This is a genomic window from Ensifer sp. EB106-03-01-XG145 (assembly GCF_058792075.1).
Window position 1 is genome coordinate 167,433 of record NZ_JBYTEC010000010.1, and the last position, 14,121, is coordinate 181,553.

At 62.2% G+C, this 14,121-nt stretch carries 15 protein-coding genes; 4 read left to right on the forward strand and 11 right to left on the reverse strand.

The genetic code is table 11. From position 1 onward, the window contains the following. Positions 1-134: 134 nt before the first annotated feature. Both purS and purC read right to left on the reverse strand, forming a co-directional pair. Complete coding sequence (gene purS, locus AC3WWH_RS22700) at positions 135-377, reverse strand: phosphoribosylformylglycinamidine synthase subunit PurS (RefSeq protein ID WP_057248959.1); 243 nt, start codon at positions 375-377, stop codon at positions 135-137. 18 nt (positions 378-395) lie between these two features. Continuing rightward, on the reverse strand, positions 396-1,160 hold the full coding sequence (gene purC / locus AC3WWH_RS22705; RefSeq protein WP_057248960.1) for a phosphoribosylaminoimidazolesuccinocarboxamide synthase: 765 nt from the start codon (positions 1,158-1,160) through the stop codon (positions 396-398). Positions 1,161-1,497: 337 nt separating this feature from the next. Between purC and AC3WWH_RS22710 the strand changes: the two genes are divergently transcribed. Then, positions 1,498-1,812, forward strand: coding sequence for a DUF1476 domain-containing protein (locus AC3WWH_RS22710; RefSeq protein WP_057248961.1), 315 nt, complete (start codon positions 1,498-1,500; stop codon positions 1,810-1,812). 53 nt (positions 1,813-1,865) lie between these two features. On the opposite strand, the gene AC3WWH_RS22715 is transcribed toward AC3WWH_RS22710, so the two are convergent. Together AC3WWH_RS22715 and AC3WWH_RS22720 are read right to left on the reverse strand one after the other, a co-directional pair. Then, complete coding sequence (locus tag AC3WWH_RS22715) at positions 1,866-4,400, reverse strand: EAL domain-containing protein (protein ID WP_058324127.1); 2,535 nt, start codon at positions 4,398-4,400, stop codon at positions 1,866-1,868. 186 nt (positions 4,401-4,586) lie between these two features. Further along, entirely contained in the window at positions 4,587-5,141 is a 555-nt protein-coding gene (locus AC3WWH_RS22720) for an RBBP9/YdeN family alpha/beta hydrolase (protein WP_058324128.1), read from the reverse strand. 258 nt (positions 5,142-5,399) lie between these two features. Between AC3WWH_RS22720 and AC3WWH_RS22725 the strand changes: the two genes are divergently transcribed. Further along, on the forward strand, positions 5,400-6,215 hold the full coding sequence (locus tag AC3WWH_RS22725) for a DUF2189 domain-containing protein (protein WP_058324130.1): 816 nt from the start codon (positions 5,400-5,402) through the stop codon (positions 6,213-6,215). Positions 6,216-6,317: 102 nt separating this feature from the next. Here AC3WWH_RS22725 and AC3WWH_RS22730 read toward each other — a convergent pair whose 3' ends face one another. The 7 genes from AC3WWH_RS22730 to AC3WWH_RS22760 form a co-directional block, all read right to left on the reverse strand. Beyond that, positions 6,318-6,623, reverse strand: a complete 306-nt coding sequence (locus AC3WWH_RS22730; protein WP_058324131.1) for a PilZ domain-containing protein — start codon at positions 6,621-6,623, stop codon at positions 6,318-6,320. Between the two features lie 152 nt (positions 6,624-6,775). Further along, the gene (gene purB, locus AC3WWH_RS22735) at positions 6,776-8,077 is read right to left on the reverse strand and encodes an adenylosuccinate lyase (protein ID WP_058324132.1); all 1,302 of its coding nucleotides are present in this window, start codon (positions 8,075-8,077) and stop codon (positions 6,776-6,778) included. Positions 8,078-8,139: 62 nt separating this feature from the next. Then, positions 8,140-8,700, reverse strand: coding sequence for a hypothetical protein (locus AC3WWH_RS22740; RefSeq protein WP_058324133.1), 561 nt, complete (start codon positions 8,698-8,700; stop codon positions 8,140-8,142). After that, a complete protein-coding gene (locus AC3WWH_RS22745; protein ID WP_058324134.1) occupies positions 8,697-9,440 on the reverse strand; it encodes a DUF2259 domain-containing protein in 744 nt (247 codons plus the stop codon). Before AC3WWH_RS22745 ends, AC3WWH_RS22740 begins: the two co-directional genes overlap by 4 nt. Then, positions 9,437-10,114, reverse strand: a complete 678-nt coding sequence (gene rpe, locus AC3WWH_RS22750) for a ribulose-phosphate 3-epimerase (RefSeq protein ID WP_057250174.1) — start codon at positions 10,112-10,114, stop codon at positions 9,437-9,439. Before rpe ends, AC3WWH_RS22745 begins: the two co-directional genes overlap by 4 nt. 75 nt (positions 10,115-10,189) lie before the next feature. Next, positions 10,190-11,197: a P1 family peptidase gene (locus AC3WWH_RS22755; RefSeq protein ID WP_057250176.1), complete on the reverse strand. Its 1,008-nt coding sequence runs from the start codon at positions 11,195-11,197 to the stop codon at positions 10,190-10,192. Further along, a complete protein-coding gene (locus tag AC3WWH_RS22760; protein ID WP_057250178.1) occupies positions 11,194-12,282 on the reverse strand; it encodes a branched-chain amino acid ABC transporter substrate-binding protein in 1,089 nt (362 codons plus the stop codon). The genes AC3WWH_RS22755 and AC3WWH_RS22760 overlap by 4 nt, the downstream gene beginning before the upstream one ends. Positions 12,283-12,613: 331 nt before the next feature. On the opposite strand from AC3WWH_RS22760, the gene AC3WWH_RS22765 reads away from it, so the two are divergent. Both AC3WWH_RS22765 and AC3WWH_RS22770 read left to right on the forward strand, forming a co-directional pair. After that, the gene (locus AC3WWH_RS22765) at positions 12,614-13,063 is read left to right on the forward strand and encodes a flavin reductase family protein (protein ID WP_082615818.1); all 450 of its coding nucleotides are present in this window, start codon (positions 12,614-12,616) and stop codon (positions 13,061-13,063) included. A gap of 126 nt (positions 13,064-13,189) precedes the next feature. Continuing rightward, entirely contained in the window at positions 13,190-14,119 is a 930-nt protein-coding gene (locus tag AC3WWH_RS22770) for an AAA family ATPase (RefSeq protein WP_058324135.1), read from the forward strand. Positions 14,120-14,121 lie beyond the last annotated feature (2 nt).

Consider the following 14,121-nt stretch of genomic DNA (forward strand, 5'->3'; position numbering starts at 1 on the left):
CTTGATGCCCCACCCCGACGAGCCAGGCATCTCCCGATCGCAGCACCGCTCCGTTGGGCGTTCGTGCTGCTTCGGCGTTTCTTAACGTCTGGATCCGCGCCCGAAGGCACGGACCGATCTTCATGCCTGATCGATCAGGCGAACGAGATGCTGTAGTTCTCGATCACCGTGTTGGCGAGCAGCTTTTCGCACATCGCCTTGAGGTCTTCTTCGGCCTTGGCCTTGTCTGTGGATTCGATCTGCAGATCGAAAACCTTGCCCTGACGGACCTGGCCGATGCCGTCGAAGCCGAGTGCGCCGAGCGCACCTTCGATTGCCTTGCCCTGCGGATCGAGAACGCCGTTCTTCAGCGTCACGGTTACACGTGCCTTGATCACTTTGATTTTCCCCGAAAGTTATTTCACCAGAACCGGACCGGTGCCGCGCACGGGTTCGTTCTCGTTCATGATGCCAAGACGGCGGGCGACTTCCTGGTAGGCCTCGACGAGGCCGCCAAGGTCGCGGCGGAAGCGGTCCTTGTCGAGCTTCTCGCGGGTCTCGATGTCCCAGAGACGGCAGCTATCCGGCGAGATCTCGTCGGCGAGCACGATGCGCATCATGTCGCCCTCGAACAGACGGCCGCACTCGATCTTGAAGTCGACGAGCTGAATGCCGACGCCCAGGAACAGGCCCGAAAGGAAGTCGTTGATGCGGATGGCGAGCGCCATGATGTCGTCGAGTTCCTGGGGGCTTGCCCAGCCGAAGGCGGTGATGTGCTCTTCGGAGACCATCGGGTCTTCCAGTGCATCGGCCTTGTAGTAGAACTCGATGATCGAACGGGGGAGAACGGTGCCTTCCTCGATGCCGAGGCGCTTGGACAGCGAGCCGGCGGCAACGTTGCGCACGACAATCTCGAGCGGGATGATCTCGACTTCCTTGATCAACTGCTCGCGCATGTTGAGGCGGCGGATGAAGTGCGTGGGGATGCCGATCTTGTTGAGATGCGTGAAGATGTACTCGGAAATACGGTTGTTCAGCACGCCTTTGCCGTCGATGACGTCATGCTTTTTCTTGTTGAAGGCGGTCGCGTCGTCCTTGAAAAATTGGATGAGCGTACCTGGCTCCGGACCCTCATAGAGGATCTTGGCCTTGCCCTCGTAGATACGGCGGCGACGATTCATGGATTCTGTCTCTGTGGTTGTTGGCGCTCTTGGGTCGCGCGCGTGGAATATCTCTCGGGGTCCATAACCGAAAAGAACGGATTTCACAATCGGCGTATCTTCCCGTCCCCTTGAATTGCGTAGGGCGCCCGCGCGTCTCTACCTGGACGCGTCAAGGTCGCCGTGTCACTTTGGGCGCTGCGACGTTTGTAGTCCCTGAATTGAACGCAATTTCAGGAACCATCCGAAGGGTAACATGAAAGTCATCAAACCGGAAAACTACGCATTGCAGTTTGACCTCCGTTTTGGTTTATGGCGATAACTGTTTCCGGCATGGAATTTTCAGGGAGATCGATTGATGACGACGATGCAGGATCGCGAAAAGGCCTTCGAGGCGAAGTTTGCGCTGGACGAAGAGCTGAAGTTCAAGGCTGAAGCGCGCCGCAACAAGCTTGTCGGTCTCTGGGCTGCCGGTCTGCTCGGCAAGGCCGACGCCGACGCCTACGCCAACGAAGTGGTGGTTGCCGACTTCGAAGAGGCCGGCCACGAAGACGTCGTCCGCAAGATCAAGGCCGACTTTGACGCTGCAGGCGTTGCCCAGACGGAAGATCAGATCCGCTTGCGGATGCTCGAGCTTCTCGGCGAAGCCGTCCAGCAGATCCAGAACAAGTAAGTCTTCAGGCACCAATGCCGACCATTCACGCCCGGCCATAAAGCCGGGCGTTTTTATTTGTCCTCCGTGCCGAAGACCGGCTTCCATCCGCGCCGCAGGCGCCGTTCGAGCTCCAGACGATCCATCGGGCGGGCCAGCGCGTAGCCCTGCAGCACATCGCAGCCGAGATCCCGCAGCATCGCTGCATGCTCCCAGGTCTCGACGCCTTCGCCGACGACCTCGATGTTGAGCGAATGGCCGATGTCGATGATCGCGCGGACCAGCTTGGCCTGTTTCGGGCTCTCCGTGATCGGTCCGACCAGCGCCCGGTCGATCTTGAGCCGCGCCGGATTGAGATTGAGCAGGCCGATGATCGAGGCGTGCCCGGTGCCGAAGTCGTCGATCTCCACCTCGATCCCAAGCGCGCCGAGGGCCGAGATGGTCTCGGCGATCTCATCTTCCGGATCGTCGAGGAAGATGGATTCGAGCAATTCGAACGAGAGGACGCCAGGGGCGATCTGCAGATCACGCAGGTCGGCGATCAGGCCGGGATCACGCAGGCGCGGCGACGACATGTTGACCGAGATCTTGGGAATCGCGAAGCCGGACCGCCGCCAGGACTGAAAGTCGGCATAGGCGAGCTCCACGACCTTTCGGTCGATGGCCGGCAGGACATTGATCTCCTCGGCGATCTTCAGGAAATGGAAGGGGGCGAGCACCCCGCGCTCGGGGTGGTTCCAGCGGACCAGAGCCTCGACACCGGTTATCTCGAGCGAACGCGCATCGAATTGCGGCTGATAGTAAACCGTGAACTGCCCTTCCTCGATCGCCTGGCGAATATCGTCGCCGATCCGTTTGGCAGTCAGAATTTGTGTCTGGATCTGCTCCGAAAAGGCTTCGACCCGGTCCCGGCCGAGGCTCTTTGCCCGGTAGAGCGCGATGTCGGCGTTCATCAACAACTGCTTCGCATCGAAATCGTCATGCCCTTTCCAGGCAATGCCGATGCTCGCGCCCAGGCGGCAGAGCTGGCCCTCGTAGGGAATGGGGCGACGGAAGGCGTGCACGATACGCTCGGCAAGCTCGGAGAGCTGCGGCAGGTTGCGACCGCGGCGGCAGAGAATGACGAATTCGTCGCCGCCGATGCGGGCAATGAAATCGTCATGTCGAGCGTGCGCGCGAAGGATGGCAGCGGCATGGGTCAGCATGGCATCACCAGCCTGGTGCCCAAGCGTGTCGTTGATCTGTTTGAAACGATCGAGGTCGATATGCAGGATGGCGTTGACCGCGACGTTTTCCGCCAGCATTTGGTCGAGGTAGCGCCGGTTGGGCAGATCCGTCAGGTAGTCGTGCAGGGCGTTGTATTCGATCCTGATCCGCGCCAGCTCGAGCTCGCGGTTGCGCGCTTCGGCGGAAGCCTGGGCCTGGCGCAAGTCCTCCTGCAATGCGATGTCTTCGGTGACGTCCCAGTTCGCCCCGATGAGCTTTCGCGTCCCGAGATGATCGATATAGGTCGCCGCATTGGAGCGGATATGCCGGATCGTGCCGTCCGGGCGCACGATCCGAAAGGCATTGCTGTAGGGCTTGCCGGAAGCGATGCCTTCGTTGGTCCGAGCGATGACCTTGTCGCGGTCGTCGGGATGCAGGGTGTTTTCCCAGGATTCGGAGCTCGGCGGCCCATCACTTGGGTCGAGGCCGTAGATCTCGAACATGCGCTCGTCCCAGTCGTCCCTCTGGGCGTCGAGGTTGAAGTCGAACACGCCGATCTTCGAAACGCCGAGAGCGAGCCTCAGGCGGCGAGAGACCTCTTCGAGACGGGCCTCCGCCTCCTTGCGCGCCGTGATGTCCGTGTCCGTCCCGATGATGCGGGAGGGTCTGCCATCCGGCCAATAGGCAACGGACGCGCCACGGCTCTCGATCCAGACCCAATGCCCGTCCGCATGGCGCTCGCGGTACTCGAAGGTGTTGAACACAGCCTCGCCGGAATCCTGCCGCTCGATTGCGGCACGCACATGCGCGTGGTCGTCGGGGTGGACGTTCTGGATCCAGGTCTCAAGACTACCGTCGACTTCGGCATCGTCGGGCAGGCCACGAAGCCGCTTCCAGGTGGTGGAGTAAAACAGGTTCCCGGTTTCGAAGTCGTGGTCCCACACGCCTTCAAGTGCGCTGTCGAGCGCATATTTCCAGCGGGTTTCGTCGTTGCGAAGACCGGCGATTTCGTCGACGAGCTCATGGGCGGGGAGCATCAGCAGGAGAAAGGCGTCCTGGTCGGCAAAAAGCACAGGTGACCAGGAGACAAGCATCGGCAGCGGACCGGAGAGGCTTTCGAAACGGAGCGTCGTGGACGCGGTCGTCGTGGGCGGCAAGATGTTCCGCGCCGGCAACAGCGGCCGGTCCTCATCCAGCACGAGATCTGCGAGAAGGGCTTTGCGGAGCGAAGCGGGTGTCCTTAGCAGCAGTTCGCCGGCGCGCGCGTTGGTCGTTAGGATCCGTCCCAGATCATTGGCAATGATTGCTCCGGCCGGCAAGCGCTCCAGAGCGGCCTGCGTGAGAACATCCGAATTCGCCGGCGCGCCACGCGCACCTTTGGTGAGACCTTCGTTGACGGCCACTTATCCCATGTCCAGCGTTTGCGGCCGCATTTCCAAGGCACGGGGAGCCGGAAATCAGGCTGCAAATCAAGATTCGACAACGCTCAACGCCCCTTGAGGACGAGTCACGTTGCCATGCCAAACGATGATGACCGCGGACAATGAACGTCGGATTAATGGGAAGCCGTCAACCAGGGCGGCGAAGCATCAGGGCTTCAGGCGGCTCAGGAACTGAGCAAACACCATCGTTCCCTCCGGCCAGGGGCCATGCCCGGACTCGGTGTTGATATGGCCCGATTCGCCGGCGTCGACGAGCAGCGAACCCCAGGCATTGGCGATATCGTCTGCGTGTTCGTAGGAACCGAAAGGATCGTTGCGGCTTGCAACCATCAGCGACGGGAACGGCAGGGGATCACGCGGATAGGGGCCGAATGTCATCAGATGCTTCGGGCGGATCGTTGGATTGGCCACATCCGGAGGTGCTACCAGGAAGGCGCCAGCGATCGGCTTGTTGAAGTGGGGCAGGGCGTGCACGGCGGTCGCGACGCCAAGCGAATGGGCGACGATGACGACCGGCTTTTCCGCCGCATTGACCTCTTCGATCATGCGCGCCACCCAATCTTCACGCACGGGCTTTGCCCACTCCGCCTGCTCGACGCGGCGCGCGGTGGACATCTTGCGCTCCCAGCGGGTCTGCCAGTGCTCCGGTCCGGAGTTGGTGTAGCCAGGGACAATGAGGATATGGGCGTCGGATACTTTCATAGTGGCCGCGATGTGGCGCTGAAAGCGGCCGAAGTCAAGACCTGCAACGCCGTGCGCTATTTGAGAGGCGCCATGGTCGCAGCAGCACCTCGAAGGACTGGATGTTTTCATCCCTGGATCGGTGACGACCTGGAGAAACAGGCAGCAGGCGACAGCGCCTTCATTTTCTGTATAATCGCCATGACGGTCGCGGTTGGTGCGACTTTGTTTCGTCGCATCTCTGTTCCGCGGCCGCTCTAGTTCGTTGAGGAGTGAGCCATGACAACATTCCATGTTCTGTCGGGGGCGGATGCGAGTGTCGCCCACCCCGGGATAAAGAAGATTGGTGTCTCGGATGTGTTCGACGCCTTGCGTCTCGGATTTGAAGATTTTCGCGAAAAGCCGTCGCACTACGTCTTTCTATGCCTGATCTACCCGATTGCCGGCGCCGTGCTGATTACCTGGAGTGCAGGCGCAAACATGCTGCCGCTGCTTTATCCGCTGGTCTCGGGCTTTGCCCTGATCGGCCCTGTCGCGGCGATCGGTCTTTACGAAATCAGTCGACGGCGTGAACTCGGCATGGACTATTCATGGCCGCATGCGCTTCGCCTGCATCGCTCTCCAGCCTTGCCATCGATCATGGCCGTTGCCGCCATGCTTTTCGTGGTTTTCATTGTTTGGCTGCTGGTGGCCCAGGCGCTCTACGTACAAATCTTCGGGGCCGAACCGCCGGCTTCGATCGCTGCCTTCTGGAACGGCATCATCGGTACCGAACAGGGCTGGAACCTGATCCTCGTCGGTAACGCCGTCGGCTTCGTCTTCGCCGTCATCGTGCTCGCGACAACGGTCGTATCCTTCCCGTTGCTGATCGATCGCGATGTCGGCGCCGTCGCGGCGGTGGAAACATCGATCCGCGCGACCCTCGTCAATCCGGTACCCGTCGCGCTCTGGGGCTTCATCATCGCGGCTGGTCTGGTGGTCGGCTCGATCCCGGTCTTCGTCGGTCTTGCCGTCATCATGCCGATCTTCGGCCACGCCACATGGCATATCTATCGCAAGATGGTGGAGCCAGGTCCGCGCGCCGGTTCACGATAGGCGAGTCACGGCGAGAGCCGACGCAACCTATCAACGCGAAAAGCGCCGCAGGTCAATCGACTTGCGGCGCTTTCAAGCGTCAGCGAAGACCGGTCTTACGGCTTAGCGAAAGTACTTGTAGTAGGAGGAAATCTGCGCCGCCGTGTTGGACGACAGATTGAGCTTGATGCCGATCTTGTCGCCGCGGTACCAGCGTACCATGCCGGTCAGGAAGCCCAGTTCCTCGCTCCTGATCGTCACTTCCTGCCCCGTCTTGGCGCCGATGTCGAAATAGAGCTGGAAACAGATGCCTTCGTCCGAAAGGTCCTTGACGACGCCGTTGCTGGACCCGGTCTTGCAGGTGACCATGCCGGTGATCTTCGTCTGTGTGCGGGCTGCCGCACGCTCCGTACTGTCCTTGTAGGCCATGTGATCCTCGAACCTGAATTGACAGGCCTGGATCGTCACACACGATCACTGAACATCGCGCTAAAAGAAATGCCCGCATTTGAGCGATGTGCGCCAAATGCGGGCATATTCATGAGGTGCAACGCGGGCGCGTGACCCGCGCACAGTCAGGCTCAGCCGAAGACGCGCTTGAAAATCGTGTCGACGTGCTTGGTGTGGTAGCCAAGATCGAACTTCTCGCGGATGTCTTCCTCGGAAAGCGCTGCACGGACTTCCGTATCGGCCAACAGTTCCTCAAGGAAGTCCTTGCCCTGTTCCCAGACCTTCATTGCGTTGCGCTGAACGAGGCGGTAGGCATCCTCACGCGATACCCCTGCCTGGGTCAGCGCCAGCAGCACGCGCTGCGAATGAACCAGACCGCGGAACTTGTTCATGTTCTTGATCATGTTCTCGGGGTAGACGAGCAACTTGTCGATCACGCCGGTCAGGCGGGAAAGCGCGAAGTCGAGCGTCACCGTCGCATCCGGTCCGATCATGCGCTCGACGGAGGAGTGCGAGATGTCGCGCTCGTGCCAGAGGGCAACGTTTTCCATTGCCGGTACCGAGAAGGCGCGGACCATGCGGGCGAGACCCGTCAGGTTCTCGGTCAGTACAGGGTTGCGCTTGTGCGGCATTGCCGACGAGCCCTTCTGGCCCGGCGAGAAATACTCTTCGGCTTCGAGCACTTCGGTGCGCTGCAGGTGACGGATTTCCGTCGCCAGGCGCTCGATCGACGAGGCGATGACGCCGAGGGTGGCGAAGTACATGGCATGACGGTCGCGCGGGATGACTTGGGTCGAAACCGGTTCCGGCTTCAGGCCAAGCGCCTTGGCGACATGTTCTTCCACGCGCGGATCGATGTTGGCGAAGGTGCCGACGGCGCCGGAGATCGCGCAGGTGGCGACTTCCTCACGTGCGGCCAGCAGGCGTTGCTTGCAGCGGTCGAACTCGGCATAGGCAAGCGCCAGCTTGACGCCGAACGTCGTCGGTTCGGCGTGGATACCGTGCGAACGGCCGATCGTCACCGTGTCCTTGTGTTCAAAAGCGCGGCGCTTCAGGGCTTCGAGCAGATGCTCGAGATCCGCGAGCAGCAGATCGGTCGCGCGGACGAGCTGGACGTTGAAGCAGGTGTCGAGCACGTCGGACGAGGTCATGCCCTGGTGGATGAAGCGGCTGTCCGGGCCGACGAATTCGGCAAGATGCGTCAGGAAGGCGATGACGTCATGCTTGGTGACGGCTTCGATCTCATCGATGCGCGCGACGTCGAAGGTGGCAGCGCCGCCCTTCTCCCAGATCGTGCGGGCCGCATCCTTCGGGATCACACCGATTTCGGCAAGCGCATCGCAGGCATGAGCCTCGATCTCGAACCAGATGCGGAACTTGGTTTCCGGCGACCAGATGGCCACCATTTCCGGACGGGAGTAGCGCGGGATCATGGGCTTTAGCTTTCGTCGTCAGTGGAGGATGGCCGTGCCTCTAGCAAAGATAGCCGTGAAGCTCAACGCGTTTGGCTCGTGCGCTCGCTCGCCAGCCACAGGCTGACGCCGACGAGTATAGCACCACCGAGGGGCAGATAGAGGCGAAGCCCCATCACCAGAAACTGGTAGAACGCGATGAGCGAGGTGAAGGCGAGCTGGAGAAACCAGGTCCTGGTGCCGGCAGGCGCGTGCCATTGGGCGTAAAACTGCCGGTAGTCGAGGGCATAGAGCATCGCCGTCATCGCGACGGTGCCGAGCGAAAGGAAGAAGAGGTAAGCCGCAAAACGCGTTTCCGGCCGGCCCCCCAAAGCTGCAAGTCGAGCCAGGAACAGCGATGGCGCCCAGGCCAGAAGCGCCCCGAAGCCGAAGATCAGAAGCAGCTCGGACAGATGAAAGGTGAGAGCACGCTCGCGAAGCCAGAGGCCGCACCAGGCCGAAAGCACCATCGCGCCGCCCCAGAGCGGCGCACCGATGACAAGCTCCCGCATCGTCGGAAGGGATTGGGCGAGCCGGCGTCGACGCAGGACGCCTACCGGCGCCAGATCTGCTTTTGCCTCGACGCCGGCCGCCGCATCGCTCATTTCGCGATCCGGGTCGGGATCGCGATCCAGCGTCCATCGGTTGTGCCTTCGAAGCCGAGCGACTTGACGAGAACCATGATGACGTGGGTTTCGGAGCCATCGTCATTCCGATGGGTGACGGCGCCACCGACCTGATAGCCGGTGGGGCAGCGGCGGCTCTCGGGCAAGCGGCTGTCCTCCTGCAGGACGTCGGTCGCCGGCTTGCCCGCCTTCATCGTCATCGACAGACGAAAGCCTTTGACCTCCTTCAGGAAGTCCTTGCAGATGCCTTCGGGCTCGAAGGTCTTCTCTTCGAGCGTCACCGAATAGGTCTCGCGGAACCCTTCGTCGGCCGCAAAGGAATCGTAGGTCAGCGCCAGCGGCTTGGCGTTCGCCTCGGTGATCGGATTGAAGGCGGCAAGCAGCCCGGGTGCATCAGCCAGGCGATAGGCGTCGATCAAGGGTGCCGCACGGCGGCGTGCCTCGTGACGCGCCTTGGAGAGCGGGCTGCCATCTTCGCGGCTGACGGCGCGCACCGGCGCACCGGGCAAGAAGCTGTCATTGCGCGTATCGATCACATAGATGGTCGAATAGGGAAAGCCGGAGCCATCCTGAACGCCGTATTCCTCGAAGGCGAAGACATTGCCGTCGGCCGAAAAGCCGATCGGCTGGAGCGCGGCATAGTCGCCCGCCAAGGCCGGCGCTGCGGCTGCCGCAGCGCCCAGCAAAAGCACGCCGGGCAGTGCCGCGCGCGGCGTCATCGATAGGCCTTCTCTGCCGGCGTGCGGATCGCCTCGATCGCCGTGCGATAGGCTTCGACGGAGCCGCCCTTGAAGATCGCCGAACCGGCGACGAGAACGTTGGCGCCGGCGCCGGTTGCGAAAGCCGCCGTGTCGGGCGTAATGCCGCCGTCGACTTCGATCTCGATCGGACGATCGCCGATCATCGCCTTGATGCGGCGAATCTTTTCCGCCGTAGCTTCGATGAACTTCTGTCCGCCAAAGCCCGGGTTCACGGTCATGACCAGGATGAGATCAACCTGATCGAGCACGTATTCGATGGCGCTTTCCGGCGTTGCCGGGTTGAGCGAGACACCGGCCTTCTTGCCGAGCGACCGGACGGTCTGCAGCGAACGGTGAAGGTGCGGACCGGCTTCGGCATGCACGGTGAGGATATCGCAGCCGGCTTTCGCAAAGGCTTCGAGGAACGGATCGGCGGGCGAAATCATCAGGTGGCAATCGAACGTCGCATCGGTGTAGCGGCGCAACGACTTGATCACGTCGGGGCCGAAGGTGATGTTCGGCACGAAGTGCCCGTCCATGACATCGAGATGGATCCAGTCGGCGCCGGCATCGACGACGTCGCGGACTTCCTGTCCGAGCTTGGAGAAATCGGCCGCCAGGATCGACGGAGCAATGCGGATAGGATGGGTCATGGCGCACTCCAGCGTGTTTTCCGCGCAATAGCACCGGCTGGCCGCGCAAACAACATGCCTGCGATCAAAGCTGCGTCAGCTGAGCTGCGACCAACACGGCATGAGGTCGTTTTCGGCCGGGGCCGCGTCATGAACGCCACGGGCGATGGCGCGTGCCATCGTCGATGCCGCCACCGCGCCGAGGTCGATGAAATCCTCAAGTGTGGGGGTCTTGCCGCTGGCGCCGGTGGCAAGCGCAAAGATGAGATCGCCGTCGAGCGGCGTGTGCGCCGGCCAGAGCGCTCGGGAAAAACCGTCATGGGCGGCGATTGCCAGGCGCTTCGCTTCGGCCTTTGTGAGCACTGCATCCGTCGCGATGACGGCGATCGTCGTGTTGGCGGCTGCGGACTGCCGGTCGCGGAACTTGATGCGGATATCGGCGGCGTCAGCGGGCAGGGGATGCGGCAGGCCGAGCGCACCGAACTCGCCATCAAGCTCGAAGGGTGCGGACCAGAAATGCCTGCTATCTCCAACGGTCGCCGAGCCGAGCGCGTTGACCGCGACGAGCGCGCCGATGGTGATGCCGCTTGGCAGAACGGTCGATGCCGAGCCGAGGCCGCCCTTGAAGGCGGCGGTCAGAGCGCCGGTACCGGCGCCGGCGGTTCCGGTCGCGAACGACGGGCCGGCGCGACGAACCGCCTCGAAGCCGAGTTCGCGATAGGGCGGGTAACGTCCCCAGTCCTTGTCGCCGCCGTTGATCAGGTCGAACAGGATGGCGGTGGGCACGATCGGTATCCGGTGCGGACCGACGGCAAAGCCGCGGCCCATTTCTCTTAGCGCGGCCTGGGCTCCGGACGCAGCATCGAGGCCAAAGGCCGAACCGCCGGAAAGCACCAGGGCGTCGACTGTCTGCACCGTATTGTGCGGGTCGAGCAGATCGGTTTCCCGCGTTCCGGGCGCGCCGCCCAGCACCTGAACCGCAGCGGTTGCCGGGGGATCGCAGAGGATGGCGGTGACGCCGGATTTCAGCCGGTGATCCTCGGCATTGCCGACCGTCAGGCCCTCAACGTCGGTAATCAGGTTCAGCGGTCCGGTGCGCATCATTGGGCGGTTCCTTCGGCAGGCGCGGGCACGAAGCGGCTGCCTTGCCACTGCATCAGGCGATAGGGATTTTCGGCGCGCTCGTGCTGCGCGTTGAAGGCAATGGGGCCGAGCACGGTCGGATAGGGTCCTTTGGCGAATGCGTCGAGAAGGGGCTTGTCGTCCTTTTCCGCCTGGTCCTTGGCTTGCTCGAGCAGGGAGACCGCCGCAAAGGCGGACAATACGTAGCCATCCGGTTCGGTTCCGGCGGCGCGCAAGGCATCCGCGACCGGTTTGCCCTCGGGCGATTGCGATGCGTCCGGCAAGGTGACCGCGAAAACGCCATCGGCGAGCGGCACGGTGAGATCGGCGGCATTCAGCGCATCGCCGCCGAGCAAGGCGAGGCTCGCGCCTTCGCCTTGCGCATCGCGCGCGATCACCGCCGTGTCCTGCCTGTCGCCGCCGGTAAAGACATGGGTCGCGCCGCTCTTCACCAGTCGCCGCACCAGGTTGACCTGCTGCTCCTGGGCGGGCCGATAGGTGTCGGTGAAGACCGGTGTCAGCCCAATTTCGCCGAGGGCGGAGCGTACGCTTTCAACCAGTTCCCGGCTGTGGATGGTTCCATCGTCGATCAACGCGATCGGCTTGTCCTTCCAGCGCTGGACGATGGTGTCGACGATGCTGGCAGCCTCGGCGTTACCGCTCGGCGCAAGACGGAAGAGCGGCCACTTCTTCTTCAGCGCATCTTCCATCAGGACATCGGAACGCACACTGAGGGTGATGGCGGGAAGGCCCGCTTCGGCAAGTGCCGGAAGTGTGGCGTCCAGGCTTTCGGTGCAGAGAAACCCGATCGCTGCCTCGGCGCCGGCCGCAAGCAGCGCCTTGGTCAGCGCTTCATTGCCGGCCGTATCGCAACTCTCTGGAATGACGACGATCTCACTGCCGCGATCGCCGGCCTGGAACGCGGCGCCATCGATGATCTGCTTGCCGAGAGGTGCAAACGGGCCTTCGACCGGCGCGACGACGGCCACCTTGATGCCGGCTGCCGCGGCGGGTGCGGCCTGTACCAGTCCGGCCACGACAAGGCTGGCGACGATCGATCGAAGCATTCATTTTCTCCGCTGCCGCATTTTCCCCGGATCAGGAGGGATCCTGACCCTGCGGCGAGCCCAAACATTGCCTTATCCGTGCCGGTCGCGACGGGCGCGCGGCACGGTAGTGGCCGCATGTTTTAAGGATGTGCCCTGCCGCGTCAAAGGAAAAGATGTGACTTCGGCCGCGGATGGTTCTATCCGCGTCGCTGGCGTGTCGCAGATCTGCAAGATTCTCCTTGCAGCGGGTTTCATATTTCCCGGTACTGTCTATGTATGTGGCTGACTTCGCTCGGAGAAAGAATTGTTGGACAAGAGCCGGCTGGACCCCATCAGTTACCGCGACGCCATGAGTCGCCTGGCCGGTCACGTGCAGATCATCACCGTGGCCGATGGTGTCGAGCGGCGCGGTGTCACGGTCACCGCATCCTGCTCCGTGTCCGACAGTCCGCCGACGATTCTGGCCTGCCTCAACGGCGCCAATCCGCGCAATGAGATCTTCACGCGCAGCGACAGTTTCGCGCTCAATCTGCTTGGCGATGAACATCGCGCCATGGCACACGCTTTTTCCGGCCGCGATCAGCTCGACATGGATCTGCGCTTTGCCCTTGGCAAGTGGACCAAGCTGACGACAGGCTCTCCGATCCTCACCAACGCGATCGCTTCGTTCGATTGCCGGCTCATCGAGGTGAAGACGATCGCCACGCATCTGGTGCTTTTCGGCGAAGTCGTCGATGTCGCCATCGGACCGGCGCGGCCGCCACTCATTTATGTGGACCGCGGATACCACTCGCTATAAGTTTTACGTGGCGAGATTTCGTGCCCATCGAGACATGAGAAGATCGCCGTAAGCCTTTGAGTTGGAAGGGTGAGTTCATTCGCTTTTCAACATCAAGTTATCGATTCGAGCCGTGGCGGAGGAGACATGGCGACACAGGCGACCACAGCCCTGCCGCAGTCCATCGAGGAGACGATGGCGCTGCTGGAGGCGCATGACTATCTCGCGGGAACGGCGCTGGCGACGGTGCTGTTTCTGGCGCTCAGGATGAAGCGCCCGCTCTTTCTCGAGGGCGAAGCAGGCGTCGGCAAGACCGAGATCGCCAAGGTTCTGGCAAAGGCGCTCGATCGGCCTCTGATCCGGCTGCAATGTTATGAGGGCCTCGACGTCGCCTCGGCCGTCTACGAATGGAACTATCCGGCACAGATGCTGGAAATCCGCCTATCGGAAGCAGCCGGCAAGGTCGATCGAAAACGGATCGAAAGCGATATCTTTTCCGAACGGTTCCTGATCCGCCGCCCGGTCCTGCAGGCAATTTCTTCCAGCGCGGGCCGCGCGCCTGTCTTCCTGATCGACGAGCTTGACCGGACAGATGAGGCCTTCGAGGCGTTCTTGCTCGAAGTTTTGTCCGACTTCCAGGTCACGATACCGGAACTTGGAACAATCCGGGCGGACGAACCGCCAATCGTCATCATCACCACCAACCGCACCCGCGAAATCCATGACGCGCTCAAGCGGCGCTGCCTCTATCACTGGGTCGATTATCCCAAGGCGGCGCAGGAGCTGGAAATCATCCGCCGCAAGGTTCCCGGCTGCAACGCGACGCTGTCGCGCGAAGTCATCGCCTATGTGCAGCGGCTGCGGACGATCGACCTCTTCAAGAACCCCGGCGTCGCCGAAACGATCGACTGGGCAACGGCCCTGACGGAACTCGACCGGCTGGCGCTCGATCCGGAAACGATCGCCGATACGCTCGGAACATTGCTCAAGTATCAGGACGACATCGCCAGGATAGAGGGTGCCGAGGGGCGCAAGCTACTCGCCGAAGTCAAGGCGGAACTGCTGGCAGCGGGCTGACC